At 70.3% G+C, this 24,433-nt stretch carries 22 protein-coding genes; 15 read left to right on the top strand and 7 right to left on the bottom strand.

The window, feature by feature from the left end; all coding sequences use genetic code 11:
• Positions 1–289, top strand: a 289-nt coding sequence (locus MIAR_RS10460) for an ATP-binding cassette domain-containing protein (protein WP_490238522.1), incomplete at its 5' end; no start/stop codon positions are given.
• Positions 290–305: 16 nt separating this feature from the next.
• On the opposite strand, the gene MIAR_RS10455 is transcribed toward MIAR_RS10460, so the two are convergent.
• Together MIAR_RS10455 and MIAR_RS10450 are read right to left on the bottom strand one after the other, a co-directional pair.
• Positions 306–1,253, bottom strand: coding sequence for a DNA-3-methyladenine glycosylase family protein (locus MIAR_RS10455; protein WP_285635139.1), 948 nt, complete (start codon positions 1,251–1,253; stop codon positions 306–308).
• Positions 1,254–1,334: 81 nt separating this feature from the next.
• Positions 1,335–2,024 (bottom strand): winged helix-turn-helix domain-containing protein, encoded by a 690-nt coding sequence (locus MIAR_RS10450; RefSeq protein ID WP_285635137.1) that lies wholly within the window; start codon positions 2,022–2,024, stop codon positions 1,335–1,337.
• Positions 2,025–2,363: 339 nt separating this feature from the next.
• Between MIAR_RS10450 and MIAR_RS10445 the strand changes: the two genes are divergently transcribed.
• The 9 genes from MIAR_RS10445 to MIAR_RS10405 all read left to right on the top strand — a co-directional run bounded on the left by MIAR_RS10445 (position 2,364) and on the right by MIAR_RS10405 (position 13,338).
• On the top strand, positions 2,364–2,672 hold the full coding sequence (locus tag MIAR_RS10445) for a GNAT family N-acetyltransferase (protein WP_285635135.1): 309 nt from the start codon (positions 2,364–2,366) through the stop codon (positions 2,670–2,672).
• A gap of 156 nt (positions 2,673–2,828) precedes the next feature.
• Entirely contained in the window at positions 2,829–4,544 is a 1,716-nt protein-coding gene (locus tag MIAR_RS10440; protein WP_285635133.1) for an ABC transporter substrate-binding protein, read from the top strand.
• A gap of 102 nt (positions 4,545–4,646) precedes the next feature.
• The gene (locus MIAR_RS10435; RefSeq protein WP_285635132.1) at positions 4,647–5,621 is read left to right on the top strand and encodes an ABC transporter permease; all 975 of its coding nucleotides are present in this window, start codon (positions 4,647–4,649) and stop codon (positions 5,619–5,621) included.
• The gene (locus MIAR_RS10430) at positions 5,618–6,592 is read left to right on the top strand and encodes an ABC transporter permease (RefSeq protein ID WP_285635131.1); all 975 of its coding nucleotides are present in this window, start codon (positions 5,618–5,620) and stop codon (positions 6,590–6,592) included. Before MIAR_RS10435 ends, MIAR_RS10430 begins: the two co-directional genes overlap by 4 nt.
• Positions 6,589–7,482 (top strand): ABC transporter ATP-binding protein, encoded by an 894-nt coding sequence (locus MIAR_RS10425; RefSeq protein ID WP_285635130.1) that lies wholly within the window; start codon positions 6,589–6,591, stop codon positions 7,480–7,482. The genes MIAR_RS10430 and MIAR_RS10425 overlap by 4 nt, the downstream gene beginning before the upstream one ends.
• Positions 7,479–8,417 (top strand): ATP-binding cassette domain-containing protein, encoded by a 939-nt coding sequence (locus tag MIAR_RS10420; protein ID WP_285635129.1) that lies wholly within the window; start codon positions 7,479–7,481, stop codon positions 8,415–8,417. The genes MIAR_RS10425 and MIAR_RS10420 overlap by 4 nt, the downstream gene beginning before the upstream one ends.
• A gap of 21 nt (positions 8,418–8,438) precedes the next feature.
• On the top strand, positions 8,439–8,903 hold the full coding sequence (locus MIAR_RS10415; RefSeq protein WP_285635127.1) for a DIP1984 family protein: 465 nt from the start codon (positions 8,439–8,441) through the stop codon (positions 8,901–8,903).
• A gap of 248 nt (positions 8,904–9,151) precedes the next feature.
• Positions 9,152–10,306, top strand: a complete 1,155-nt coding sequence (locus tag MIAR_RS10410; protein ID WP_285635124.1) for an exonuclease SbcCD subunit D — start codon at positions 9,152–9,154, stop codon at positions 10,304–10,306.
• A complete protein-coding gene (locus MIAR_RS10405; RefSeq protein ID WP_285635122.1) occupies positions 10,306–13,338 on the top strand; it encodes an AAA family ATPase in 3,033 nt (1,010 codons plus the stop codon). Before MIAR_RS10410 ends, MIAR_RS10405 begins: the two co-directional genes overlap by 1 nt.
• Before the next feature lie 10 nt (positions 13,339–13,348).
• Here MIAR_RS10405 and MIAR_RS10400 read toward each other — a convergent pair whose 3' ends face one another.
• Complete coding sequence (locus MIAR_RS10400; RefSeq protein ID WP_285635120.1) at positions 13,349–13,915, bottom strand: phosphorylase family protein; 567 nt, start codon at positions 13,913–13,915, stop codon at positions 13,349–13,351.
• Positions 13,916–13,964: 49 nt separating this feature from the next.
• Between MIAR_RS10400 and nadE the strand changes: the two genes are divergently transcribed.
• The 3 genes from nadE to MIAR_RS10385 all read left to right on the top strand — a co-directional run bounded on the left by nadE (position 13,965) and on the right by MIAR_RS10385 (position 19,199).
• Entirely contained in the window at positions 13,965–14,783 is an 819-nt protein-coding gene (gene nadE / locus MIAR_RS10395; protein WP_285635119.1) for an NAD(+) synthase, read from the top strand.
• 113 nt (positions 14,784–14,896) lie between these two features.
• Complete coding sequence (locus tag MIAR_RS10390; RefSeq protein ID WP_285635118.1) at positions 14,897–18,400, top strand: TM0106 family RecB-like putative nuclease; 3,504 nt, start codon at positions 14,897–14,899, stop codon at positions 18,398–18,400.
• Between the two features lie 31 nt (positions 18,401–18,431).
• Entirely contained in the window at positions 18,432–19,199 is a 768-nt protein-coding gene (locus tag MIAR_RS10385) for a hypothetical protein (RefSeq protein WP_285635117.1), read from the top strand.
• 30 nt (positions 19,200–19,229) lie between these two features.
• On the opposite strand, the gene upp is transcribed toward MIAR_RS10385, so the two are convergent.
• Positions 19,230–19,862: a uracil phosphoribosyltransferase gene (gene upp / locus MIAR_RS10380; protein ID WP_285635116.1), complete on the bottom strand. Its 633-nt coding sequence runs from the start codon at positions 19,860–19,862 to the stop codon at positions 19,230–19,232.
• Between the two features lie 69 nt (positions 19,863–19,931).
• Here upp and MIAR_RS10375 point away from each other — a divergent pair, with 69 nt between their 5' ends.
• Positions 19,932–20,387 carry a nucleoside deaminase gene (locus MIAR_RS10375; protein ID WP_285635115.1) on the top strand — a complete coding sequence of 152 codons (456 nt, stop codon included), beginning with the start codon at positions 19,932–19,934 and terminating at the stop codon, positions 20,385–20,387.
• Between the two features lie 97 nt (positions 20,388–20,484).
• On the opposite strand, the gene MIAR_RS10370 is transcribed toward MIAR_RS10375, so the two are convergent.
• Positions 20,485–21,378: an alpha/beta hydrolase gene (locus tag MIAR_RS10370; protein ID WP_285635114.1), complete on the bottom strand. Its 894-nt coding sequence runs from the start codon at positions 21,376–21,378 to the stop codon at positions 20,485–20,487.
• Between the two features lie 8 nt (positions 21,379–21,386).
• Complete coding sequence (locus MIAR_RS10365) at positions 21,387–22,358, bottom strand: cation diffusion facilitator family transporter (RefSeq protein WP_285635113.1); 972 nt, start codon at positions 22,356–22,358, stop codon at positions 21,387–21,389.
• Between the two features lie 79 nt (positions 22,359–22,437).
• Between MIAR_RS10365 and proC the strand changes: the two genes are divergently transcribed.
• Complete coding sequence (gene proC / locus MIAR_RS10360) at positions 22,438–23,277, top strand: pyrroline-5-carboxylate reductase (RefSeq protein WP_285635112.1); 840 nt, start codon at positions 22,438–22,440, stop codon at positions 23,275–23,277.
• Positions 23,278–23,298: 21 nt separating this feature from the next.
• Here proC and MIAR_RS10355 read toward each other — a convergent pair whose 3' ends face one another.
• Positions 23,299–24,369: an alpha/beta hydrolase gene (locus MIAR_RS10355; RefSeq protein WP_285635111.1), complete on the bottom strand. Its 1,071-nt coding sequence runs from the start codon at positions 24,367–24,369 to the stop codon at positions 23,299–23,301.
• Positions 24,370–24,433: the final 64 nt, after the last annotated feature.

Here is a 24,433-nt window from a genome sequence, read left to right as displayed (position 1 = left end):
CCTGCGGGAGGAGCCGCTGAACAACCTCGACGCACAGCACTCCGTGCAGATGATGCGCCAGCTGCGCCGGGCCGCAGATCGGCTCGGACGCACGATCGTGGTCGTGCTGCACGACATCAACTTCGCGGCCGCGTACAGCGACTACATCGTCGCCATGGAGAGCGGGCGGATCGCCGTGCACGGCACTCCGGAGGAGATCATCCGCGACGAGGTGCTGACCGCGGTGTTCCACACCCCCGTGACCGTCGTCGACGGGCCCGGCGGGAAGTTCGCCGTGTACCACCGATGACGAGTCTCCCGCCGGCTCAGCGGCTGCGGTGATCCTCGGGAGCGAGGCGAGCACCGCGGCGCGGCTCGCGGACACCCGAGGCGAAGATCAGCCGGATGATGCGCTGCCGGTGCCCCGCCCACGGGGCCAGAAGCTCCAGCATCCCGTCGTCATCGGTCCGGCTGCCGGTCAGCGCGAAGCCGACCTCGTGTGCGAGATGGAAGTCCCCGACGCTCACGGCGTCGGGGTCACCGAGCGCGCGGATGCGGGTCTCGGCCGAGGTCCACGGCCCGATGCCGGGAAGGCTGGTCAGCACGCGCTCACGTCCGTCGCCGTCGGATGCCCCGAGCACGGCGCGCTCGATGCTCGGACCGCGCATCGCCGCGCGGGCTATCGTGCGCGCCTGGGGCGGCTCGAGCCCTGCGCGATGGAACTCCCACGACGGGATCGCCCGCCACACCTCGGAGTGCGGTGCCGCGAACATGGGCCGCGGCGTCGGCCCGGGGGCGCGCTCGCCGTTGCGGCTGACCAGATGCCGCCAGGCGCCGAACGCCTGCATGCCGGTGACCTTCTGCTCGATGATGGCGCAGGTGAGCGCATCGAAGACCCGGCCGGTGCGGGTCAGGCGGATGCCGGGATTGCGCCGCGCGACCTCCGCGAGCCTCGGATGCCCGGAGACGTCGAATCCGCTCTGATCGTCGTCAGCACCGCACAGCGCGGGCACGCGGTCGAGCGCCTCGGCCGCGCCCGGGCCCCAGGCCGTGGCGTGCACACCGCCGGATGTCGCACGGAGGCAGAGCGTGGCGACACCGGCACCCGTGCGGAACGCCATCCACATGCGCCCGCCCTCGACGACCATGGTCGGGTCGTTGCGGCCGCGCTGCAGCATCCCCACCGTCGCCATCAGATCCAGCGGATGCCGAGGCCGATGGACGGACTCGCGCGGGACCGCGTGCGCGGTCGGCGCGGCATCCGTCAGGGTCATACCGAAACCCTACGCGCGACGCCTGACATCGCCTGCCTGCGACAGCTGCGGTTCTCGCACCTGCGCCGTGGCTGCGATCGGTCAGAAGCGGTCGGGCGAGGGGGTGCCGTGGCCGTAGCGGATGCTGACGTCGGCGTGACGGTCGAAGCGGTAGCCGACGCCGCGGACGGTGCGGACGATGTCCTCGTGACGGCCGAGCTTGGCGCGCAGGCGGCGGACGTGCACGTCGATCGTGCGCTCGCCGGGAGCGTCCTCGTCGGTCGACGCCTGCCACAGGGCGGAGACGAGCTCGGAGCGCTCGATCGTGCGGCCCTCGCGCAGCACCAGGTACTGCAGCAGCTCGAACTCCTTGTAGGTGAAGGCGGCGGACTCGCCGTCGAGCAGCACGCGCTTGCGGGAGATGTCGACGACGACGCCGGCCTCCTCGTCCTTCTCCTCCTCGACGGCGGCGTTGGCACGGGCGATCGCTCCGGGCTCGTGCAGGGCGAGGCGCACGACGTCGAGGTCGCGACCGCCGGCGGACTGCGGAGCGAGGGCGACCGTGGCGTGGGTCTCGGCGTTCGGAGCGAGCTCGGCCAGTGTGCGGCGCAGCGCGTCGACGAGCACAGGCAGGCTCACACCGGAAGCGGCCGCCTTGATCTCGTCGATGCCGACGTAGAGGGCGAAGCCGCGAGGGGAGCGGATCGAGGGGAGGTCTGCGGCGGCGTCGGCGGCGGAGATGACGCGGACGGGGGCGGTGACGGGACGCTCGAGGAGGGCGGTGTTCGACATGATGATGGTCCTTGGAGGATGCGGGAGCTGTCGGGCTCCGGGTGCGTTGCACGAAATGACCGGTATGAGCCGGTGGGAATGAGCGCGTCGGGTGGGCGCTCAGAGACCTGCCTCTCAGATGGAGAGACGAAAACAGGTCAATCTGTCTTGTTGCGCCTTAGCAACACATTCGGCAACACATGCCAACGCGACCGGGCATCATCATCCCGGCAGTCCTGTTCGCCTCCTGGGCGGACAAAGGGCTTGCGTTGGTGGTCATGGGGCCGATTATTTCTCATCGTGTCCCCTTGTGTCAAAACGAGTCATTCCGCTCGTCGTCACACGGCGTAACGTTGTGGCGTGACTCAGCCCGCGCATGCCTCCGGATTCGACCTGAAGAACGAGCAGGATGCCGCTCGCTACACGCTCACCAGGGACGGCGCCCTCGTGAGCGTGCTCGACTACCGGGATGACGGGCGCACCATCGCCCTCACCCGTGCGTTCACGATCCCGACATTCCGCGGGAACGGCTACGCGGCCGAGATCGTGGCAGGCGCCGTGGCCGACATCGAGGCCCGTGGCGACCGGAAGGTCGACCCCGTCTGCTGGTACGTCGCCGACTGGTTCGAGGCCAACCCGGAGAAGGCGCATCTGCTGCGCGGACGCTGATCGCCGGCATCCGATCGGCCCCCGATTTCTGGACTCGGACTCGTAACACCCCGTCACGGGACGGCCCCGGCGGGTCTCCGCCGGGGTTAGTCTCGCTGAGCACGCAATCGTGACGCTTGGGGACGCATTCACAAGATGCTTGAGAAGGAAGAGCACATGACGCTGACGAAGAGATCGCTCACCGCCACAGCGGTGCTGGTGGCGGGGATCCTCGCACTGGGCGGCTGCGCCGCCACGGCCGAGCCGAACACCGGAAACGCGAAGGTCGACCTGGCCACCATGAAGGACGAGTTCTACAAGGCGACCGACCCGAGCAAGAGCCCGGCGGCGGCGAATGCCCGCACCGACGCGTTCGTCACCACCATCAGCAAGCCCGGCGGCGTGTTCCTCCCCGGCTTCTACGACAACGGCTGGGACGGCAACGCCGTGCAGCCCATCTTCGCCTCGCTCGTCGTCATCGATGATGCGGGCAAGCCCGTCGCCGACCTGGCGGACAAGTGGGAGGTCTCCGACGACGACCTCACCTACACGTTCCACCTGCGCAAGGGCCTGACCTTCAGCGACGGCTCGCCGCTCACCGCCGATGACGTCGCGTTCACCCTCACCCTGCTGAACGACCCGCAGTACGCCGGTGGCACCGACTTCAGCGACATCGTGATCAAGGGCACCGACGAGTACAAGAACGGCTCCGCCACGTCGCTGTCGGGCATCGAGGTGGAGGACCCGCAGACCATCCGGATCACCACCGAGAAGCCCAACCCGCTGGCCCTGCAGACCCTCGGCGGTCAGGTGATCTCCAAGGCGTACTACGGCAAGGACTACCAGAAGGGGCAGCTCGACTACCTCAAGGCGCTGTACGGCAAGCCCCTCGGCGCGGGCCCGTACGCGCTCGACGAGTACGTCGAGGGCCAGGAGATCCGCTACAAGGCCAACGAGCACTACTACGGCGGCAAGCCCGAGGTTCCGCGCGTGATCTTCAAGGTCGTCTCCAGCGACAGCGCGCTGCAGAACTTCCAGAACGGCGACATCGACCACGGCGGCTTCGGCAGTGACCCCGCCGTGCTGAAGCAGCTGCAGGGCCTCGGATTCGCGAACATCCGTGCCCGTGTCGTGCCCGACATCGGCGCGATCTGGGTGAACAACAAGAAGCCCGCACTGGCCTCCACCGAGGTGCGCCAGGCGCTGTACTACGGCCTGGACCGTCAGCAGATCGTGGACGCCAAGTACAAGGGCCTCGGCCAGGTGGCCGATGTGTTCGCCGCTCCCACGCAGTGGTCGTTCACCACCGAGGGCGTCACCAAGTACGCGTACGACCCGAAGAAGGCCGAGAAGCTGCTCGACGACGCGGGCTGGAAGAAGGGCTCGGACGGCGTCCGTCAGAAGGACGGCCAGAAGCTCAAGCTGAGCTACATCACCACCAAGGACGACGACCCGATCATCCCGATCGCGGAGAGCACGTACACCAAGATCGGCATCGACTTCGTGCCCGAGGTGCTCGACTCGAACACCGCGTTCGACCGGCTGTACAACGGCGACTACGACCTGGCCGGCTTCCGCACCAACGGCCTGTCCGACCCCAACGACGCCGTCAGCGAGTTCGGCACCGACGACCCCGACATCAACGTCTCCGGATACCAGAACGCCGAGGTCACCAAGCTCATCAAGAAGGGCATCTCCACCTTCGACGAGAAGGAGCGGCAGAAGATCTACACCGAGCTCTACCAGAAGCTCAGCCAGGATCCGCCGATCGTCCTGATCGACTACCGCAAGTCGCTCTCCGCCTGGAACGCGCGCATCGAGGGCGGCGACAAGTACGTCACCGGCAGCGGCGACGCGGCGCTCGCGCTGGCGAAGCTGAAGATCAAGAACTGAGGCGCAGGCCTCTAGGATGCTTCCGGGACGGGCCGTGGACCCGCCCCGGAAGCATCCGCCGTCGTATGCCTGCCGGAACAATGATCTGAGCGCCCGCCTGTTATGACTCGTTACATCCTCAAGAGACTCGCCGTCATGGTGCTGCTGCTCGTCGGCGTCTCCGTGCTCGTCTTCTTCCTCTTCGCCCTCATGCCGGGCGACTACTACAGTTCCAACCGCACGCTCACTCCGGAGCGCAAGGCCGAGCTGCGCGCGCTCGCCGGGCTCGACCAGCCCGTGATCGTGCAGTACTTCATCTGGCTGGGCAACATGCTGCGCGGACAGTTCGGCTACTCGCTGGTGTACAACCGCGACGTCACCGATGTGCTGGCCCCCTTGATCTGGAACTCGTTCATCGTGGCATTCGCGGCGTTCGTGCTCACCTGGCTGATCGCGATCGTCTCGGGTGTGCTCGCCTCCGTGCGGCAGTACTCGTGGTTCGACAAGCTCGTCACAGTCGGCCTGTTCGCGTCGCTGTCGGTCCCCTCGTTCTTCATCGGGCTGCTGATGATCAAGATCTTCGCTCTCGATCTGCAGTGGCTCCCCACCGGAGGGATGCTCGACACCGCGAGCAGCTCGACGGGTGCCGCCCGCGTGCTGGAGATCATGCGGCACATGGTGCTGCCGGTCGCGATCCTCACCTTCCTGGGCGCGGGATCGCTGACCCGCTACTTCCGCACCGGGATGCTGGAGGTGCTGCGCGCTGACTTCATCCGCACCGCCAGGGCGAAGGGCCTCAAGGAGCGCTCGGTGGTGTTCTCGCACGCGCTGCGCAATGCCCTGCTGCCGGCGATCACGCTGCTGGCCTTCGAACTGCCGGGCCTGTTCGCCGGAGCCATCATCACCGAGCAGATCTTCAACTGGCCGGGTGTCGGCCGCATCCAGCTCGAGTCCGTGCAGACCCGCGACTACGCGGTGCTGATGACCATCACCATGCTGCTCGCGGCGCTCACCGTGCTCGGGAGCTTCCTGGCCGACATCCTGTACGCCGTCGCCGACCCCAGGGTGCGGCTCGTCCGAGCGGGGAGCAGAGCATGAGCGGCGGCGGAGAGCTCATCGTCAGCCAGGCCGTCGACCCGGAGATCGGGCCGGCCGAGCCGCATCCCGATGCCGGGGCACGATCGGGCCGCAGCGGCAGGCGCCGCTCCCTGTGGGGCGAGTCGTTCGCACGTCTGATCCGCATGCCGGCGGCGAGCATCAGCCTCGCGGCCCTGGTCTTCATGCTGCTGTTCAGCTTCGTCGGGCCGCTTCTCACCGGGTACACCGGCGATGAGCTGAACCTGCCGATCGCGAACCACATCCCGACCATGGATCATCCGCTGGGCACCGACGAGTACGGGCGCGACGTGCTGACCCGGCTCATGCTCGCGGGGCGCATCTCGCTGACCATCGGCATCGCGTCCATGCTGCTCTCACTGCTGCTGGGGGCCGTGCTCGGCATCATCGCCGGCTACTACGGCGGCATCGTCGACAGCATCATCATGCGCGTCGCCGACCTGCTGATGTCCATCCCCGGCCTGCCGCTGCTGATCGTGATGGCCGCGGTGCTGTCCGAGCTGAAGGTCGACCCGTCCTCGCGCATCTACATCGTCATGCTGCTGCTCAGCGTCATCGGCTGGCCGTCGCTGGCCCGCCTGATCCGCGGGCAGGTGCTGTCGCTGCGCGAGGCGCCGTACATGAAGGCGGCGGAGGTGCTGGGGCTCAGCGCGGCGTCGCGTCAGTTCCGCCACCTGCTGCCGAACGTCATGCCGCTGCTGATCGTGGTGGCGACTTTGAGCACGGCATCCGGCATCCTGTCGGAGTCGGCGCTGAGCTTCCTCGGCCTCGGCGTGGTGCCGCCGAACGCCTCGTGGGGGAACATGATCAGCGCCGCCAACAATCTCATCGACTTCCAGCAGCACTGGTGGCTGTGGGTGCCGCCCGGTGTGGCCCTGCTGATCACGATCGCCGCGATCAACGTGTTCGGCGACCGGTTGAGGGACGTGTTCGACCCGAGGATGAGGAAGTGAGCGCCGTGGCCGCGGAAGAGGCTCTGGCCCGCGAAGACGCACTGGTGCGCGTGGAGGAGCTGACCGTGCGCTTCCCCGCGGAGGGCGGGCATCGCACGGTCGTCGACGACGTGTCGTTCGAGGTGCACGCCGGGGAGGTGCTCGGCATCGTCGGCGAGTCCGGTTCGGGCAAGAGCATCACCTCGCTGTCGCTGCTGAACCTCGTCGACGACCCGGGCGAGATCGTCTCGGGGCGGGTGCTGCTGGACGGCGCCGACGTGCTGAAGATGCGCGGCACCGCGCTGCAGCGGGTGCGCGGTGCGGAGATCGGGATGATCTTCCAGGAGCCGATGCGCTCGCTCAACCCCGTGTTCACGATCGGCAAGCAGCTGATCGAGACGATCCGCGCGCATGAGGACGTGAAGCCGGCCGATGCCTACGACCGCTCGGTGGACTGGTTGCGGCGCGTCGGCCTGCCGAACCCCGAGCGCGTGATGCGCTCCTATCCCCACGAGATGTCGGGTGGGATGCTGCAGCGCGCCATGATCGCGGTGGCGCTGTGCTGCCGCCCGCGTCTGCTGATCGCCGACGAGCCCACCACGGCGCTCGACGTCACGATCCAGGCGCAGATCATCGATCTGCTGCTGGACCTGCGCGACGAGACCGGGATGGCCATGCTGTTCATCACCCACGACCTCGGGGTGATCGCCGAGGTCGCCGACTCCGTGCTGGTGATGTACGGCGGGCACGTGGTCGAGCGCGGCGATGTGTTCTCGCTGTTCGACCATCCGCAGCATCCCTACACCGACGCCCTTCTGAAGGCGCGGCCGATGCCGGGCCAGCGACTCGACAGGCTGCCCACCATCTCCGATGCGGTGCGCCGGATCGCGGCGGCGGGGGTGACGGCATGACCGGGGCGGCCGCAGTCGGGGAGTCCGTGGCGCAGGAGACCGTCGTGCTCGATGCCACGGACGTCGTGAAGCACTTCACCTCGCGCGGCGAGGGCCACGGCGCCGCGAAGCAGACGGTGAAGGCCGTCGACGGCGTGACCCTGCGGATCCGCGAGGGCGAGATGTTCGGCCTGGTCGGGGAGTCCGGCAGCGGCAAGACCACCTTCGGTCAGTCTGTGCTGCGGATGCACGAGCCGACCAGCGGCTCCGTGCGATTCCGCGGCGAGGAGATCCTCGGCCTGCGCACCCGCGAACTGCGGCGCCTGCGCCCGAAGATGCAGTACATCTTCCAGGATCCGTTCGGGGCGCTGAATCCGCGTCTCTCGGTGGCGGCGGCGATCGGCGAGCCGATGCGCGCGCACGGCCTGGCGTCACGCAACGACGAGCGCGATCGGGTCGCGGAGGTGCTGGAGCAGTGCGGCATGGACGCGGATGCCATGGACCGCTACCCGCACGAGTTCTCCGGCGGGCAGCGTCAGCGCATCGTGATCGCCCGCGCCATGGCGCTGCGACCCGAGTTCGTGGTCGCGGATGAGCCGGTCTCCGCGCTGGACGTGTCGGTGCAGGGGCAGATCGTGAATCTGCTGACCGACCTGCGCGACCAGCAGCGCACCTCGTTCCTGTTCATCTCGCACGACCTCAGCGTCGTGGAGCACATGTGCACGAGCGTGGCGATCATGTATCGCGGTCGCATCGTCGAGCAGGGCACGAGAGATCAGATCTTCACGGACGCCCGTCATCCGTACACGCAGGAGCTGCTGGCAGCCGTGCCGATCGCCGACCCGCACCAGCGCGGTCGGCGGCGGGGGCGCGTCGTGACGCGGGAGTGGGACGACCCGGATGCCGTGCGCCCCGAGCTCGTCGATGTCGGCGACGGGCACCTGGTCGCACTCTGAGGGATGTGTGAGGATGGCGACGTGAAACTCGCCGAAGCACTCGCCGCCCGCGCCGATCTGCAGCGCCGCATCGAACAGCTGCGTTCGCGCATCTCGGACAACGCCCGCTACCAGGAGGGCGAGGAGCCCGCGGAGGACGCGTCCGCACTGCTCGTCGAAGCCGATGCCGCGCTGGACCGGCTGCGCGAACTGATCCGCCGGATCAACGCGACCAACGTCCGGATCACGGTGGGCGACGGCACGATGACGGATGCTCTGGCCGCGCGCGACGTGCTGCGGATGCGGCACTCGCTGCTCACGGATGCCGCGGCAGCGGCCTCCGGCTCCGGCCAGAGCTTCATGCGGCAGATGCGCTCCGAGCTGCGTCAGTTCCCGGCTCTCCCGGTCGGCGAGCTGCGGAGCAGGGCGGATGACGTGGCGAAGGAGCTGCGAGAACTGGACAGCAGCATCCAGCAGGCGAACTGGGGGAACGACCTGGACGAATAGCACGGAAGTCGGTAGTCGCGACGAAGCGGGCACACCCCCTTGGTCGGCGGGGCAAGCCGACCTGTCCCGGGTGGAGGGCAGCCCATCACCTGCATGATGCAGCCCCGCATTCCGCACCGGTGACAGCGCAGAGCGCAAGGCGCATCACCCCGTGCCGGTCGTCGCGGTGAGGGCGGGTCAGGGGATCTTCCGTGGCCGTCCCGGCACGCCTCAGCGGCGATGTCGGTGGCCGTCCGTACGTTGGAGGCATGCGAATCCTGCACACCTCCGACTGGCACATCGGTCGCACGTTCCACGGGCACTCCACGCTCGCGGCGCTGGCCGACGTGCTCGACGCGCTGGTCGTGCAGGTGCGCGAGAACGACGTCGACGTGGTGGTCGTCGCCGGCGACGTGTTCGACTCGGCCACACCCGCGGCATCCGCCTACACGCTGCTCGACGATGCACTGATGGCGCTGCACGAGACGGGCGCGACCGTGATCATGACCAGCGGCAACCACGACTCCGCCGCGCGTCTCGGTTTCCACTCCCGCCTGCTGCGCGACGGCATCCACGTGCTCACCGACCCGCAGGCCATCGCGACGCCCGTCACCGTGCACGACCAGCACGGCCCGGTGCACTTCTTCGGCATCCCGTACCTGGAGCCCGCGATCGTGCGCGGTCTGTGGCCGGATGCGGCGCTGCGCACGCAGGCGCAGGTGATGCACCACGCGATGGGGCTGGTCCGTGACGGCATGGTGGAGCACACCGGCCGCGCGGTCGCCGTCGCGCACTGCTTCGCGGCCGGCGTCGACCCCACCGCCGGACTCGAGCGCGAGGTGCGCCAGGGCGGTCTCGACGTCGTGCCGCTGGCGTCGTTCGAGGGCCCCGACTACGTGGCGCTCGGTCACATCCACGGGCGACAGCAACTCAGCGAGCGCGTGCGCTACTCGGGAGCCCCGCTGCACTACAGCTTCGGCGAGCAGCACAAGGAGCGCGGATCCTGGCTGGTCGAGCTGGATGCCGACGGCCTGGCGAACACGCAGTGGCTGGCGCTGCCCGTGCCGCGCGCACTCGTCACGCTCACGGGCGCACTCGACGAGATCCTCTCCGACGAGAACGTCACGGCGCACGCCGATGACTGGGTGTGCGCGATCTACACCGACGCGCTTCCGCAGCACGAGCCGATGCGCCGGCTGCGCGAGCGGCTCCCGTTCTGTGCGCTGGTGCAGCACCAGCCCGAGGGGGCGGACGCCGCCGACGACCGCTCCTACTCGCAGCGCCTGCGCACCGCGGTGACGGATGAGGAGCGGATCGAGGCGTTCCTCGAGCACGTGCGGGCAGGTCATGGCGCGTCCGAGCGCGAGGCGGAGCTGATCCGTGAGGTGCTCGACGATCGGGTGCGCGCCGAGGCGCTCGTCTGATGCAGCTGCACCGTCTGGAGGTCGAGGGCTTCGGGCCGTTCCGTGCACGTCAGGTGGTCGAGTTCGACGCCTTCGCGGACGACGGGATCTTCCTGATCGCGGGGCGCACGGGCGCCGGAAAGTCGTCGATCCTCGATGCCGTGTGCTTCGGCCTGTACGGCGGCGTCCCGCGGTACGACGGCGGGGAGAAGAGGCTGCGCAGCGACCACTCCGAGCCCGACGACCCCACCGAGGTGGTGGTGGAGTTCAGCACGGTGGCGGGGCGCTTCCGCGTGACCCGGTCACCCGCGTATGAGCGACCGGCCAAGCGCGGCGGCGGCATGACCACGCAGCAGCCCTCCGCGCTGCTCGAGCAGCTGGTCGGCGGGGAGTGGATCGGCAGAGCGGCGCGCGTGGTGGACGTCGCGCACGAGCTGGACGAGATCCTGCAGCTGAGTCAGGAGCAGTTCCTGCAGGTGATCCTGCTCGCGCAGAACCGGTTCGCCGACTTCCTGCTCGCCGACAGCAAGGAGCGTCAGGCGCTGCTGCGGCGGCTGTTCGGCACCGAGCGCTTCTCCGACTACCAGGCGCGGTTCGACGAGCTGCGCCGCGCGGCCGAGCAGGGGCTGGCGGGTCGCCGGGCGACGGTCGACGCGCGTCTGGACGAGGCCGAGCGGCTCGTGAGCGAAGCCGAGCTGTGGGGCGATGACGCCGATGCCGCCCCCGACGGGACGGATGCCCGGATCGAACTGCTGCGCCGGGCGATCGCCCGCGCGGACTACCAGGTGGAGCGCTTCGGCACCGAGCGCGTCGCCGCAGAGAAGGCACTGACGGCGGCGGATGCCGCGCTCGCCGACCTCAAGGAGCAGAGGCAGGGGCAGGTCGACCGCGATCGAGCCCGGTCGGCGCTCGCCGCCCTCGAGTCGCAGGCGGAGGAGATCGCGGATGCCGCCCAGCGACGCGACCGCGGCCGCGCCGCGGAGGCGCTGCGGGCGCTGATCACCGCCGCGGCGCGCGGTCGGGAAGCGGTCGAGCTGGCGGCGCGAGCCGAGACGGATGCTGTCGACGCAGCCACCGCTGCCGGCGTGCCCATCGACCCGCGGGCGGACGACCCCGCACTCGCCGAGCGTCCGCAGGGCGAGGAGGGTCGTGCGTCCGCCCACTACCGCTCCTGGGCCTCCGATCGCACGCGCGAGAGCGGTGGCTGGCAGCATGCCGCCGAGCTCGAGGCATCGGCTCCCGCGCGCGCGAGGGAACTCGCCGCGGCGCGTGAGACCGAGAGCGCGCTCTCCGCCGGACTGACCTCGATCGACGCCGAGCGCGAGAACCTCCCCGACCGCATCGCGAAGGTGACCGCCGAGCGCGACGCGGCGCGCACGCAGGGCGCCCTCGTCGAATCCGCCGCGCAGACGGTTGCGACGGCCGAGGCCCGCGCCATGGGCGTCCTGGAACTCGAGCGGCTCACAGCCGCTGTCGCCGAGGCCGCCCGGGCGGAATCGGAGGCGAGCGACGCGCACACCCGAGCCCAGGAGGAGCTCTCCGCGCTGCGCAGGCGGCGGCTCGACGGCTACGCCGGCGAGCTCGCCGAGGCGCTGGTCCCGGGCGAACCGTGCGCCGTCTGCGGTTCCGTCGAGCATCCTGCCCCCGCACAGCACGCCGATCCGGTGACCGCCGAGGACGTCGCCGCAGCCGAGAGCCTCCGCGACGCCGCGGCAGGGGCGGAGCGCGAGGCATCCCGCGCGCTCTCGGAGGTCACTGCGGCGCGAGCCGCAGCCGCCGAAAGGGCGGGTGGACGCACCGCCGAGCAGGCGGCCGCAGAACTCGAGCACGCCCGCGCGGCGCACCAGGCGGCGGTCGCGGCGGCGGAGCTCGCAGAGACGCTGACGGCACAGCTCCACGCCCTGCAGCAGGACGCCGCCGACGTCGAAGAGCGCCGAGCCGCGGCATCCGAGCACCTCAACGCCGCGCGGACCTCGATCTCCCTGGTCGAGCAGCGCATCGAAGACGCCGACCGCACCGTCGCGGAGGCGCGAGGCGAGTACCCGACCGTCGCCGAGCGCATCGGTGAGGCACGACGGCAGATCGCCGCCGCGACCGCCGCGGCCGATGCGATCGATGCGCACGTCGACGCCGCGGAGCGTGCGGATCTCGCACGGCACGAGCGCGATCAGGCACTCGAGGCGTCGATGTTCACGGATGCGACCGAGGCGGAGCAGGCGCTGCTCAGCGCGGCGGAGATCGCGGCCATCGACGACCGAGTCACCGAGCATGCCGTCGCGGTGAAGAAGGAGCGCGCTCTGCTGCTCGACCTCGAGATGCGGATGCTGCCCGACGAACTCATCGACCTCGAACCCGCGCAGGACGCGGCGGCAGCCGCGCGCACGTCCTGGACGAACGCGGTCGACGCCGACAGCCGTGCCCGCGGCGTGCAGGCCGGCCTCACCGCGACGGTCGACGCGGCGGCATCCGAGCATGCGGCCAGTGCGGCGGACGCACGCGACTTCGAGATTCTCCGCAGCCTCGCCGACACGCTCGCCGGCCGCTCCGGCAACACCCGCAGGATGAACCTCGAGACGTTCGTTCTCGCGGCCGAGCTCGAGGAGATCGTCGCCGCGGCCAACCTGCGGCTGCGGGACATGTCCGACGGACGCTACGAGCTGCGGCACTCCGACGCCGTCGCCGCCCGAGGCGCGGCATCCGGTCTGGGCATCGTCGTCTTCGACGCCTTCACCGGGCAGACAAGGCCGGCCAAGTCGCTCTCCGGCGGCGAGACGTTCCTGTCCTCGCTCGCCCTCGCGCTGGGACTCGCCGAAGTCGTCACGGCTCGCGCCGGCGGCATCCGCCTGGACACGCTGTTCATCGACGAGGGCTTCGGGTCACTCGACTCCGACACCCTCGAGACCGCGATGCGCACCCTCGACGAACTGCGTCAGGGCGGGCGCACGGTCGGCGTGATCAGTCACGTCGAGGCCATGCAGGAGCAGATCCCCGCGCAGCTGACAGTCCGGGCGCTGCCCGACGGCCCGAGCGTGATCGACGCGCCTCGGGCCTGACGCTCCGGCCTCAGACCTCGTACTCGCGCTGCACGTGAGCCCACAGCTGCGCGCTGCACGCCGCCACGACCTCGTCCCACACCTGCGTCGCGCCGTCCTGCGCGCGGTCCGAGACCACCCGCAGCACGCGGATCGGCACGCCGAACTGCTGCGCCACCCACACGAGGGCGAAGGTCTCCATGTCGACGAGCACGCCGCCGAGCGAGCGGATGCGCGCTGTGGCATCCGCGTCGTCGACGAAGATGTCGCCGGTCGCGATGGTCACACCCACGCGACCCGTCTCCACCCTCGTCGGCAGGGAGACGTGCTGGCCGATGACGCCGTCCAGATCCTGCACATCGTGCTGGATGGCGGCCGCGACGTCGTAGATGCCGGACTCGACGTCATCGCTCACCGCACCCGCCGTGCCGACGACGACGATCTCCTCGTACTGCTCCGCGAGGTGCGCATCCAGCGCCCTGGTCAGTCCGACGGCGGCCATCAGCTTGCCCGGCCCGGTCACGAGCCGGTCGAACCCGGGGAGCTCGGCAGGGAAGGCCTGCAGTTCGGACGCGAGGGCGGCGACGAGAAGTTTCACGCATCCATTCTCGCAGTGGGGGAGACTGGAACCCGACGAAGGAGGCCCCGTGACCCTGCAGCAGCAGATCGCCGAAGACCTGGGCGTGAAGCCCGAGATCGACCCCGCCGCCGAGGCGGAGACGAGGATCGCATTCCTCGTGGACTACCTCCATGCCGCCAGAGCGAAGGGCTTCGTGCTCGGCATCTCCGGTGGCCAGGACTCCACCCTCGCCGGACGGCTCGCGCAGCTCGCCGTCGAACGGGTGCGGGCCGGCGGCGGCGACGCGACGTTCGTCGCCGTGCGGCTCCCGTACCGCGTGCAGGCGGATGCCGCCGATGCCGAGGCCGCGATCGACTTCATCGCCGCCGACCGCTCTCTGACGATCAACATCGAGCATGGCGTGGACGGGCTGGAGCGCGACCTCGAGGAGGGCGTCGGCGAGAGCATCAGCGACTTCAACCGCGGCAACATCAAGGCGCGCCTGCGCATGGTCACGCAGTACGCGCTGGGCGGTCATGACGGGCTGCTGGTGATCGGCACGGATCACGCGGCCGAGGCGGTGACCGGCTTCTACACGAAGTTCGGCGACGGGGCGGCCGACATCCTGCCGCTCTCGGGCCTGAGCAAGCGACAGGGTCGGTCGATCCTGCAGCACCTCGGGGCGCCCGAGCGGCTGTACCTCAAGGTGCCCACCGCCGACCTGCTCGACGGCGTCCCCGGGCGTCCCGACGAGGACGAGCTGGGCCTCACCTATGAGCAGATCGACGACTACCTCGAGGGGCGAGAGGTGCCCGCCGAGGTGTCATCGCTCATCGAGGCGAAGTACCTCGCCACCCGGCACAAGCGGCACCTGCCGGTGACCCCCGGCGATGACTGGTGGCGCTGACGTCGACCGCGTGACCACCTGATCCGGCGGACCCGAGAGGCCGGCGCGGCCGGCCGTCGGGCGATGTCCGACCCTGCCGATAACCTCGAAGAGGGGCAACGGAGAGGGACATCGTGCGGGTCATCACGGCGGAGAATCGCGTCGTCTGGAGTGCGAGCGACCTGAAGCTCGCGGCGGAATGCGAGTTCGCCTGGGCGCGCGCGGTCGACGCCAAGCTCGGCCGCGTTCCCGCGGTGGAGGAGCCCGAGGACGCCACTCTCGAGCGCGCCGCGAGGCTCGGCGACCGTCACGAGGAGCAGGTGCTCGGCAGGTACATCGCCCGACTCGGCGAGTCGGTCGACGGCGGTCCCGGAGTGGTCACCCTGCCGAAGGTGTCGTCGACGGATGCCGAGGCGATGGACGCCGTGATCTCGGACACTGTGCGCGCGCTGCGCTCCGAGGCATCCGTGGTCTACCAGGCCGCGTTCTCGACGCCCGAGTTCGTCGGATTCGCCGACTTCATCGCACGCGACGAGGTCGACGGGCGCTGGCGCGTGCAGGACTCCAAGCTCGCTCGCACGGCGCGTGCCACCGCGCTCATGCAGCTGGCGGCATATGTCGACCAGCTCGATCGTCTCGGCATCCCGCGCTCCGACGAGGTCGATCTGATCCTCGGCGACGGGACCACCAGCACCCACCGCGTCCAGGACGTGCTGCCGCTGTTCCACGTGCGCCGCGCGCGGCTGAGGGCGATCATCGCCGACCGCGCGATCGAGACGGGATCGACCGGCGCTCCGCTCGCCTGGGGCGACGACCGCGGGGACCTGCAGCTCACGGCCTGCGGGCGCTGCGCGACCTGCGAGGAGCAGGTGATCGCACACCGCGACCTGCTCATGGTCGCCCGCATGCGTCCCGTGCAGCGCCAGCGCCTCCGCGCGGCGGGCATCCTCACCATCGACGACCTCGCCACCGCATCGGCTGCGCCCGACGGGATGAACACCGACACGTTCACCGCCCTGCGGGCGCAGGCACGACTGCAGGCCGGGCTCGCCCTCGAACCCGGCGAGGCTCCGCCGTTCGAGCTGGTCTCTCCGAATGCGATCGGGATGATGCCGCGCCCGAGTCGCGGGGACCTGTTCTTCGACTTCGAGGGCGATCCGCTCTATACCGAGCCGGTCGCCTCGCCGGCCGACAAGCCGCACTGGGGCATCGACTACCTGTTCGGCTGGACCGACAACGACGAGCAGTATTCCGCGCTGTGGGCGCACACCTTCGCAGACGAGAAGCAGGCGTTGCTCGACTTCCTGGAGTTCGTGAAGCTGCGTCGCCAGACCCACCCCGACATGCACATCTACCACTACGCGCCCTATGAGACCTCGCATCTCGCGGCCATGGCGGCGCGGCACGGCGTGGGCGAGGCGGATGTCGACCGGCTGCTGCGCGAGGGCGTGTTCGTCGACCTGTACCCGATCGTGCTCCGCTCGGTGCGCATCGGCTCGCGCTCCTACTCGATCAAGAAGCTCGAGCCGCTGTACATGGGCGCCGAGGTGCGCACCAGCGACGTGCAGAAGGGCGACGACTCGATCGTCCAGTACGTGCAGGCACGGGCCCTGGCGGCGGCGGGCCAGGATGCCGAGGCGCAGGCCATCCTCGACGACCTCGCCGACTACAACCGGTACGACTGCGTGTCGACCAGGAGGCTCCGGGACTGGCTGATCGGCCTCGCACGCCAGGAGGGCGTGCTGCCCGCGCCGCCCGACGACCCGGAGACCCGCGCCTACGAGCCCGCGCCGCTGTCTCTGGCTCTGCAGGCCGAGGCGATGCATGCCGAGCGGCAGGGGCGCAGCGGGGCGGAGTTCCGCGTCGCCGCCGCGGCGATCGACTACCACCCCCGTGAGGCCAAGAGCTTCTGGCAGGGTCACTTCCAGCGGCTGCGCGAGCCCGTCTCGATCTGGGAGTCCACCCGCGACGTGCTGCGCATCGACGCAGCGTCCAGCGACATCGACGAGGACTGGGGCGTCGCCGAGGGGCAGCGTGTGCAGACGCGCCTGCTGACACTGCGCGGTGAGGTCGCACCCGGCAGCACGATCGGCGTGGGAGGGCGTCCGTTCGCGCTGTACCCCGTGCCGGCGCCGTTCTCGGCGCAGGCGCCGTCGCGCGTGATCCACGTGCCGCACGAGGTCGAGGTCGTCGAAGTGCTCGACGACGGCTATGTCGTGCGCGAGCGCACCGTCGGCGGACAGACCTGGGACGAGCTGCCGCTCGCGCTCGTGCCTGCCGCTCCGCCGAACGCGGCGACCCAGCAGGGCGCGATCGAGGACTGGGCGGCGAGCGTGCATCACGCCGCACCCGGCTTCCCCGCCGATGCGGCCACGGACATCCTCCGCAGGATCGCGCCGCGCACCGTGTCGGGTGCGGGACTGCCGGATGCCGGCGACGACCGCATCGACGCGATCGTGCGCGGTGTCCTCGACCTGGACGACAGCTATCTCGCCGTGCAGGGCCCACCGGGCACCGGCAAGACCTACACCGGCTCGCAGGTCATCGCGCGGCTGGTGAACGAGCACGGCTACCGCGTCGGTGTCGTCGCGCAGTCGCACTCGATCGTGGAGAACCTGCTGGAGCGGGTGGTGGCGGACGGGGTTCCGGCGTCGAAGGTCGCGAAGAAGCCCAAGGACGAGGAGGCCCCGGCGGCCTACACCGTCATCCGCAAGGACGGCATGGCCGCGTTCCTCGCCGAGCACGCCCAGGGCGGGGCCGTGGTCGGCGGTACCGCCTGGGACTTCAGCAACACGCGGCGCGTCGACCGGAAGGGGCTCGACCTGCTGGTGATCGACGAGGCCGGACAGTTCTCGCTGGCCTCCACGATCGCGGTCGCCGCGGGCGCGAAGCGCCTGCTGCTGCTCGGCGACCCGCAGCAGCTGCCCCAGGTGAGCCAGGGCACGCACCCCGAGCCGGTGAACACGTCGGCGCTGGGCTGGGTGATGGACGGCGACTCGGTCATCGACCCGGCGTACGGGTATTTCCTCGCCGAGTCCTGGCGCATGCACCCGGAGGTGGCGTCCCCCGTCTCGACGCTGTCGTACGCGGGACGCCTGGCTTCGGCTCCCGGGGCCGAGGGGCGCATCGTCGAGGGAGTCGAGCCGGGGCTGCACATCGTCCCCGTACGGCACCGCGGCAACGCGACGCAGTCGCCCGAGGAGGCGGCCGAGGTGGTCCGCATCGTGCGCGAGCTCGTCGGTCGCGGATACGTGGACGGGATGGAGGATGCTGCGCAGCGGCCCCTCGACCAGTCGGACATCATCGTGGTGGCGCCCTACAACGCGCAGAAGCAGCTCATCCACGACGAGCTCGCCGCCGCAGGCTTCGGGGGAGTGGCCGTCGGCACGGTGGACAACTTCCAGGGCAAGGAGGCGGTCGTCTCGATCACGTCGCTGGCGGCGTCCAGCGGCAGGGACGCGCCGCGCGGGCCCGAGTTCCTGCTGCTGCAGAACCGGCTGAACGTCGCGATCTCCCGTGCCAAGAGCGTCGCCTACCTGGTGCACTCGCCGGCTCTGCTCGACGACCTGCCCTGGACGCCGGAGGGCGTCGCGCGCCTGAGCGCCTTCGCGCATCTGGTCGGCGCCGACCGCGACTGAGCGCTCGGACGCAAGATGTTAGATTGCTAGCATGCACAGCCTCGACGACATCATGCGGGCCTCGGCGGCATGGGTCTGGTTCCCGCGCGGCGGCGCCCAGGAGAGGGCCGAACTGCAGCTGGTCCGGTACCCGGCGCGGTTCGGCGGTGGGGTGAAGGCGTCGATGGTGCGGTCGGAACTGGATGCCGCGGGAGTGCTCGAGCACGCCGTCGAGCGCACCCGCGCCTGGGGAGAGCCGAGGCTGACGTTCTGGACGAACGCCTCCGACAGCCCGGACCTCGAGACCGAGCTGCAGCGCAGGGGTGCCGAGCACGTCGACACGGTCGCGGTGTTCGCCAGGCCGATCGACGGTCTCGCGGTCGAGGTGCCGGCGGACGTCACCGCGGAGGTCGTGCGGACGCTCGAGCAGGTGCGCGAGGTGGATGCGGTGAACGTGCCGGTGTGGGATCAGCGTCCGCTCGACGAGGCGGGTCTGCAGGAGGAGCTCGCCGAGGTCACCGCGGGGCTGGAGTCCGGAACGGGCGCGCGGGTGCTGGCCCGCCTGGATGGAGCCGCGGTCAGCACAGGCGGCTGCACCGTCGTCGACGGCTTCCTGCGGCTGTGGGGCGCTGCGACGCTCCAGGAGGCGCGCGGACGAGGTGCCTACCGGGCGGTGCTCGCGGAGCGACTGCGGGTCGGCGCCGAACTCGGCGCGACCACGGCGATCGTGAAGGGCCGCGTCTCGACGTCGGCGCCGATCCTGGCCCGGGCCGGCTTCACGCACTACGGCGACGAACGCGCCTACGTGCTGAACGTCTGACCCGCGTACCAGCGAGTGCGCGCGAGCGGCTCAGACGGTGCCGTACAGGCGGTCGCCCGCGTCGCCGAGGCCGGGCACGATGTAGCCCTTCTCGTTGAGCCGCTCATCCAGGGCGCCCAGCACGAGGGTCACGTCGCGGTCGCCGACGAGCTTCTCGATCGCCTCCACACCCTCCGGGGTGCCGAGCAGGCAGATCGCGGTGACATCCTTCGCCCCGCGGTCGAACAGGAACTGGATCGCCGCACCCAGCGAGCCGCCGGTGGCGAGCATCGGGTCGATGGCGAAGCACTGCCGGTCGCTGAGGTCGGCGGGCAGCCGCTCGGCGTAGGTGGTGGGCTCGAAGGTGGTCTCATCGCGCACCATGCCGAGGAATCCGACCTCGGCCGTGGGGATCAGCTTGACGAGGCCCTCGAGCATTCCGAGGCCTGCGCGCAGGATCGGCACGACGATCGGGCGCGGCTCGGCGATCTTGACGCCCATGGTGGTCGTCACCGGGGTCTTCACCTCGACCGGCGCGACCTTCACATCGCGGGTGGCCTCGTACGCCAGCAGGGTCACCAGCTCCTCGGTGAGCTGACGGAACACCGGCGAGGGGGTGTTCTCATCCCGCAGCACCGTGAGCTTGTGGGTGATGAGCGGGTGATCGGCCACATGAACGCGCATGGTTACAGATTACTGGGATGCCGCCTTCGCCGCGGAACGGGCTTCGGGACCCGCACTAGGCTCGACCCCATGACCGCTGCCTACGACGAGCCGATGGCACGCGCGCTCGCGTTGGCCGCCGAGGCCGCCGCCGACGGCGACGTGCCGGTGGGGGCGGTCGTGCTCGACCCCGCAGGGGCGATCATCGGCGAGGGCCGCAACATCCGCGAGATCACGCACGACCCCACGGGGCACGCCGAGGTCGTCGCGCTCCGGGCCGCCGCCGAGGCGCACGGCGGGTGGAACCTCGAGGGTCACAGCCTCGTCGTCACCCTCGAGCCCTGCGTGATGTGCGCGGGTGCGATCCTGCAGGCCCGCATCGGCCGGGTGGTCTTCGGAGCCTGGGACGACAAGGCCGGGGCCGCGGGCTCCATGTACGACCTGCTGCGCGACCGGCGCCTGCCCTATCGCGCCGAGGTGATCGGCGGCATCCGCGCCGAGGAGGCGACCGCCCAGCTGCGCGACTTCTTCGAGTCGCGGCGCTGATCCCGGGCGGTTCCCGCGGGAATGCGCGCCTGCTGCGGACGGACGCGGGGATCCGCTCCGCGCGAAGCGCACTTCTCCGCGCGAAGCGTGCGCGGAGTCAGTGCGCGGGCGCGCCGATCGCAGCATCCGCGAGCCGCGCGACCATCGTGAGATACCCCTGCGCGTGCTCGTCGTAGTACCCGATGTGGCGGCCGTGCTCGTCGGTCGTGGTCTGCGACGCGTGGCCCTCGACGGCGATTCCGACGGTGAAGCCGCCGCCGATGGCGGGTGCCTCGCCTCCGTCGCACTCGTAGACGATCGCGCCCGGGATGTCGCGAGGATCCACGGGATGCTGCCCGAGACGACCCAGCGGGGCGATGCTGTCGTTCGCTCCCTCGGTGGCGTAGAGCACCAGGTCCCCGCGGGCGACGGCCTCTGCGAGTGCGACGCCGGCGGCGTGCGTCACGCCGGCTGAGGCGATGGAGAACGCGGTGTGCACGTCCTCGCCGATGTTCATGGCGAACAGCTCGCCCAGCAGCGTCGACGAGTACGAGTAGGTCGCCAGCGCGATGCGGGCGCGGGGATTCCTCCGCTCCAGGCGGTCGATGTCCACCGCCAGTCGCGCCGCACCCACCGTGGCGTGCTTGGTCGCCAGCGCCGAGACGTGCGTGCCCGAATCCCAGGCGAACCAGGCGATGACCGCCACGTTCCTCGGCTCGCCGCGCGCCACGCAGGAGCGGATGACATCGATGCACAGCCGTTGCGCGGCATCCGCCCACTCCGGGAAATGGGCCAGATCGGTGTCGATTCCGTGCAGCAGGAAGATCACCAGGTCGGCCGCCTCGACGTCGCCGAACGAGACGACCGCATGCGGGCCGGGGTCGACCATCGCGAGGGATTCCAGTCGCGCCTGCGAGTCCTTCTCCAGCACGGCCAGCAGCTTGCGCAGCTTCTGCTCCGTCACCGGGGGCAGGTCGGTGCGCGCCAGCTCGGCGCGGAGGTCGTCGATCACGACGCGCGTCAGTCGGAGGACTTCAGCACGAACGTGTCCGTCGGCGGCTCCGGGTCGAGGGCGGGACGGTAGACGTCCGGCTCCAGGTAGATCACCCGCGCCGCAGGAACCGCGGAACGGATCCGCCGCTCGATCTCATCGATGTCGGATGCCGCGTCGCGGACCGACTTGTCTGCGGTCAGTGCGATCTTGGCCGCGACCATCAGCTCGTCGGGCCCGAGGTAGAGCGTCTTGATGTGGATGAGCTTCTCCACCTCGGGGCCGCGGGAGATGGCATCCACGATCTGGTCGTAGTCCGCGCGATTCGCGCCCTCGCCGACCAGAAGGCTCTTGGTCTCCACACCCAGGATCAGCGCGATCGCGACCAGCAGCAGACCGATCATCAGCGTGCCGAGCGCGTCGAAGAGGGGGTTGCCGGTGATCAGCGTCAGCCCCACGCCCAGCAGGGCGAAGGTGAGGCCGGTGAGCGCCCCGGTGTCCTCGAGCAGCACGACGGGCAGCTCCGGCGCCTTGGAGCGGCGCACGAAGGAGATCCAGGACTGGCCCTTCTCCCGCACCTGGTTGCTCTCCTTGATCGCGGTGCGCAGCGAGTACGACTCCAGCGCGATCGAGATCACGAGCACGGCGAGCGGCAGCCACCACCAGGCCTTGTCGAGCTCGTGCGGGTGGACGATCTTCTGCACGCCCTCGTACACGGCGAACAGACCGCCGAGCGAGAAGAGCACGATCGACACGACGAACGCCGACACGTAGCGCTCCCGGCCGTACCCGAAGGGGTGGTCGCGATCCGCGTCCTTCTTCGCCTTGCGCCCGCCGAGCATGAGCAGCAGCTGGTTGCCGGAGTCGGCGACGGAGTGGATCGCCTCGGCGAGCATCGAGGCCGAGCCGGAGAGCGCCCACGCGATGAACTTGGCGAGGGCGATGCCCATGTTCGCCAGGAATGCCGCGACGATCGCCTTGCTGCCACCGGATGCGCTCATGCCACGAGTCTAAGACGTGAGCGCAGTACGGTTCCGGGCACACGCCCGGCGGCAGGACGACGGCTCGTAGGATGGCGGCATGGTCGATTCGCTTCCCTCCCTCGCGTTCCTCGGTGCCGGCTCGATGGGAGGCGCGATCCTGCAGGGCGTCGTCGCCTCGGGAGTCCCGGTCGACGGCGGCATCGTGGCCACGAACCGCACCCGCGAGAAGGCGGATGCCCTGGCTGGACTCTCCGGCGTGCGCAGCATCTCGCTGGCCGAGAACCCCGCGGGCAACAGGGACGCCGCGGCTGCCGCGCGCATCGTGCTGATCGGCGTGAAGCCGGTGATGGTGTCCGACCTGCTGCGCGAGATCGCCCCGGTGCTGCGCGAGGACGCGATCGTCGTGAGCCTGGCGGCCGGCGTGACGCTCGACACCTTCGCGGATGCCCTGGGCGCCGGCGTGCACAGCATCCGCTCCATGCCGAACACGCCGGCGACGGTGGGTCGCGCGGTGACCGGCATCGCCGCCGGAGCCTCCGCCACCGCCGAGGACATGGCCCTCGTGCGGGCGCTGTTCGAGACGGTCGGCGCGGTGATCGAGGTGCCCGAGTCGCAGATCGACCCGCTCTCCACGGTCTCGGGGTCCGGGCCCGCCTACGTGTTCCTCCTGATCGAGGAGCTGACGAAGGCGGCATCCGGGATGGGCTTCTCCGAGGCGGATGCCCGCCTCATGGCCGAGCAGACCTTCATCGGCGCGGCCGCCCTGCTGGAGGCGTCCGGCGAGGACCCCGCCGAGCTGCGCCGTCGCGTGACCAGCCCCAAGGGGACGACCGAGCGCGCCGTCGCCGTGATGCAGGACGCGCACCTTGGCGAGATGTTCGCGCGGGCGACCGCCGCCGCGCTCGCCCGAGCCAAGGAGCTCGCCGCCGGCGTCTGACTCCGGGAGCGGATGCTGCGCTCAGACGCTCTCGATGTGCGCCACCAGCGCCGCGCAGAACTCGTCCGGACGCTCCAGGTGCGGGGAGTGGCCGACGCCCTCCCAGTTCAGCTCGGTGACCCGTCCGCCGTCCGCCGCGTATGCGTCGAGCACGTCGCGGGTCTGCGAGACCATCTCCTGCGCCGGCGCGATGTCGGCGCCGGGCCACCCGGGGACGATCCCCAGTGCGCCCAGGTGGTTGAGGTCGAAGAACGAGGCGTCCGAGACGATGGCATCCGCCGTGCCATGCACCCACAGCACCGGCGGCTTCTCGTCGAGGTCGACGATGCCGGCCGCGTTGAAGTACTGCGGTGCCATCGTGTTCAGCACGCCGTGCGCACCCGCGGCGAAGCCGGGCCAGTTCTCGCTCGCGACCGAGTCGCCCGGGTAGTTGCCCGTCGCCGTGGACGTGCTGAGCATGGATGCCACCCAGACGTCCTCATGGGGTGACGAGTATCCCGCGGACACGTAGCTGGAGCGGAACACGCTGCGCGGCGACGTCTGCGCGTCGTCGGTGGTGTCCTCGTCCTGCAGGCGCTGCACGAAGTCGGGGTTGGCGCCGCCGCCACCGCATCCGGCGTCGTCGTCCGTCAGCCGTGAGCCGTCGCGGCGGGTGCCGCCGAAGCCGTAGGGCGAGACGGGCGCCTGCAGCGTGAGGCTCTCCACGCGGTGGTCGAGCGCGTACTGCATGACCACGCCGCCGCCCATCGACCAGCCCACCAGGTGCGCCGAGACGATGCCCAGCTCGGCCAGCAGCTCCGCGACGTCGTCGCTGTAGTCGCGCAGGCCGCGGGTGGCGTCCACCGGCTGCGAGCCGCTGCCGCCGAAGCCGCGCAGGTCGACCGCGATCACGCGCAGGTCGGTGGGGAGTCTCAGCATGATCTCCTGCCAGAACAGCGCCGACGACACGTTGCCGTGCACGAGCACGACGGTGCGGCGCGGGGGAGCGGACGGGTCGTCGCCGACGCGCTCGAGGATCTGCGCGGCCAGTCGCGGAGTGCTCACGACGCGGGCTGCGATGCCGTCGAAGAGGGTGCTGTCGGAGGCGCTCATCGCCGCTCCTTCGTGCCGTGACGCGGCCTCTGCGCCGCGTGCTGGCATGACTCTAACCCGGGAA

The sequence above is a fragment of the Microbacterium arabinogalactanolyticum genome, assembly GCF_030268005.1.
GTDB classification, from domain to species: domain Bacteria; phylum Actinomycetota; class Actinomycetes; order Actinomycetales; family Microbacteriaceae; genus Microbacterium; species Microbacterium arabinogalactanolyticum.
Note: the sequence above shows the minus strand (reverse complement) of the source record. Positions and strands in the feature narration are given on the sequence as shown.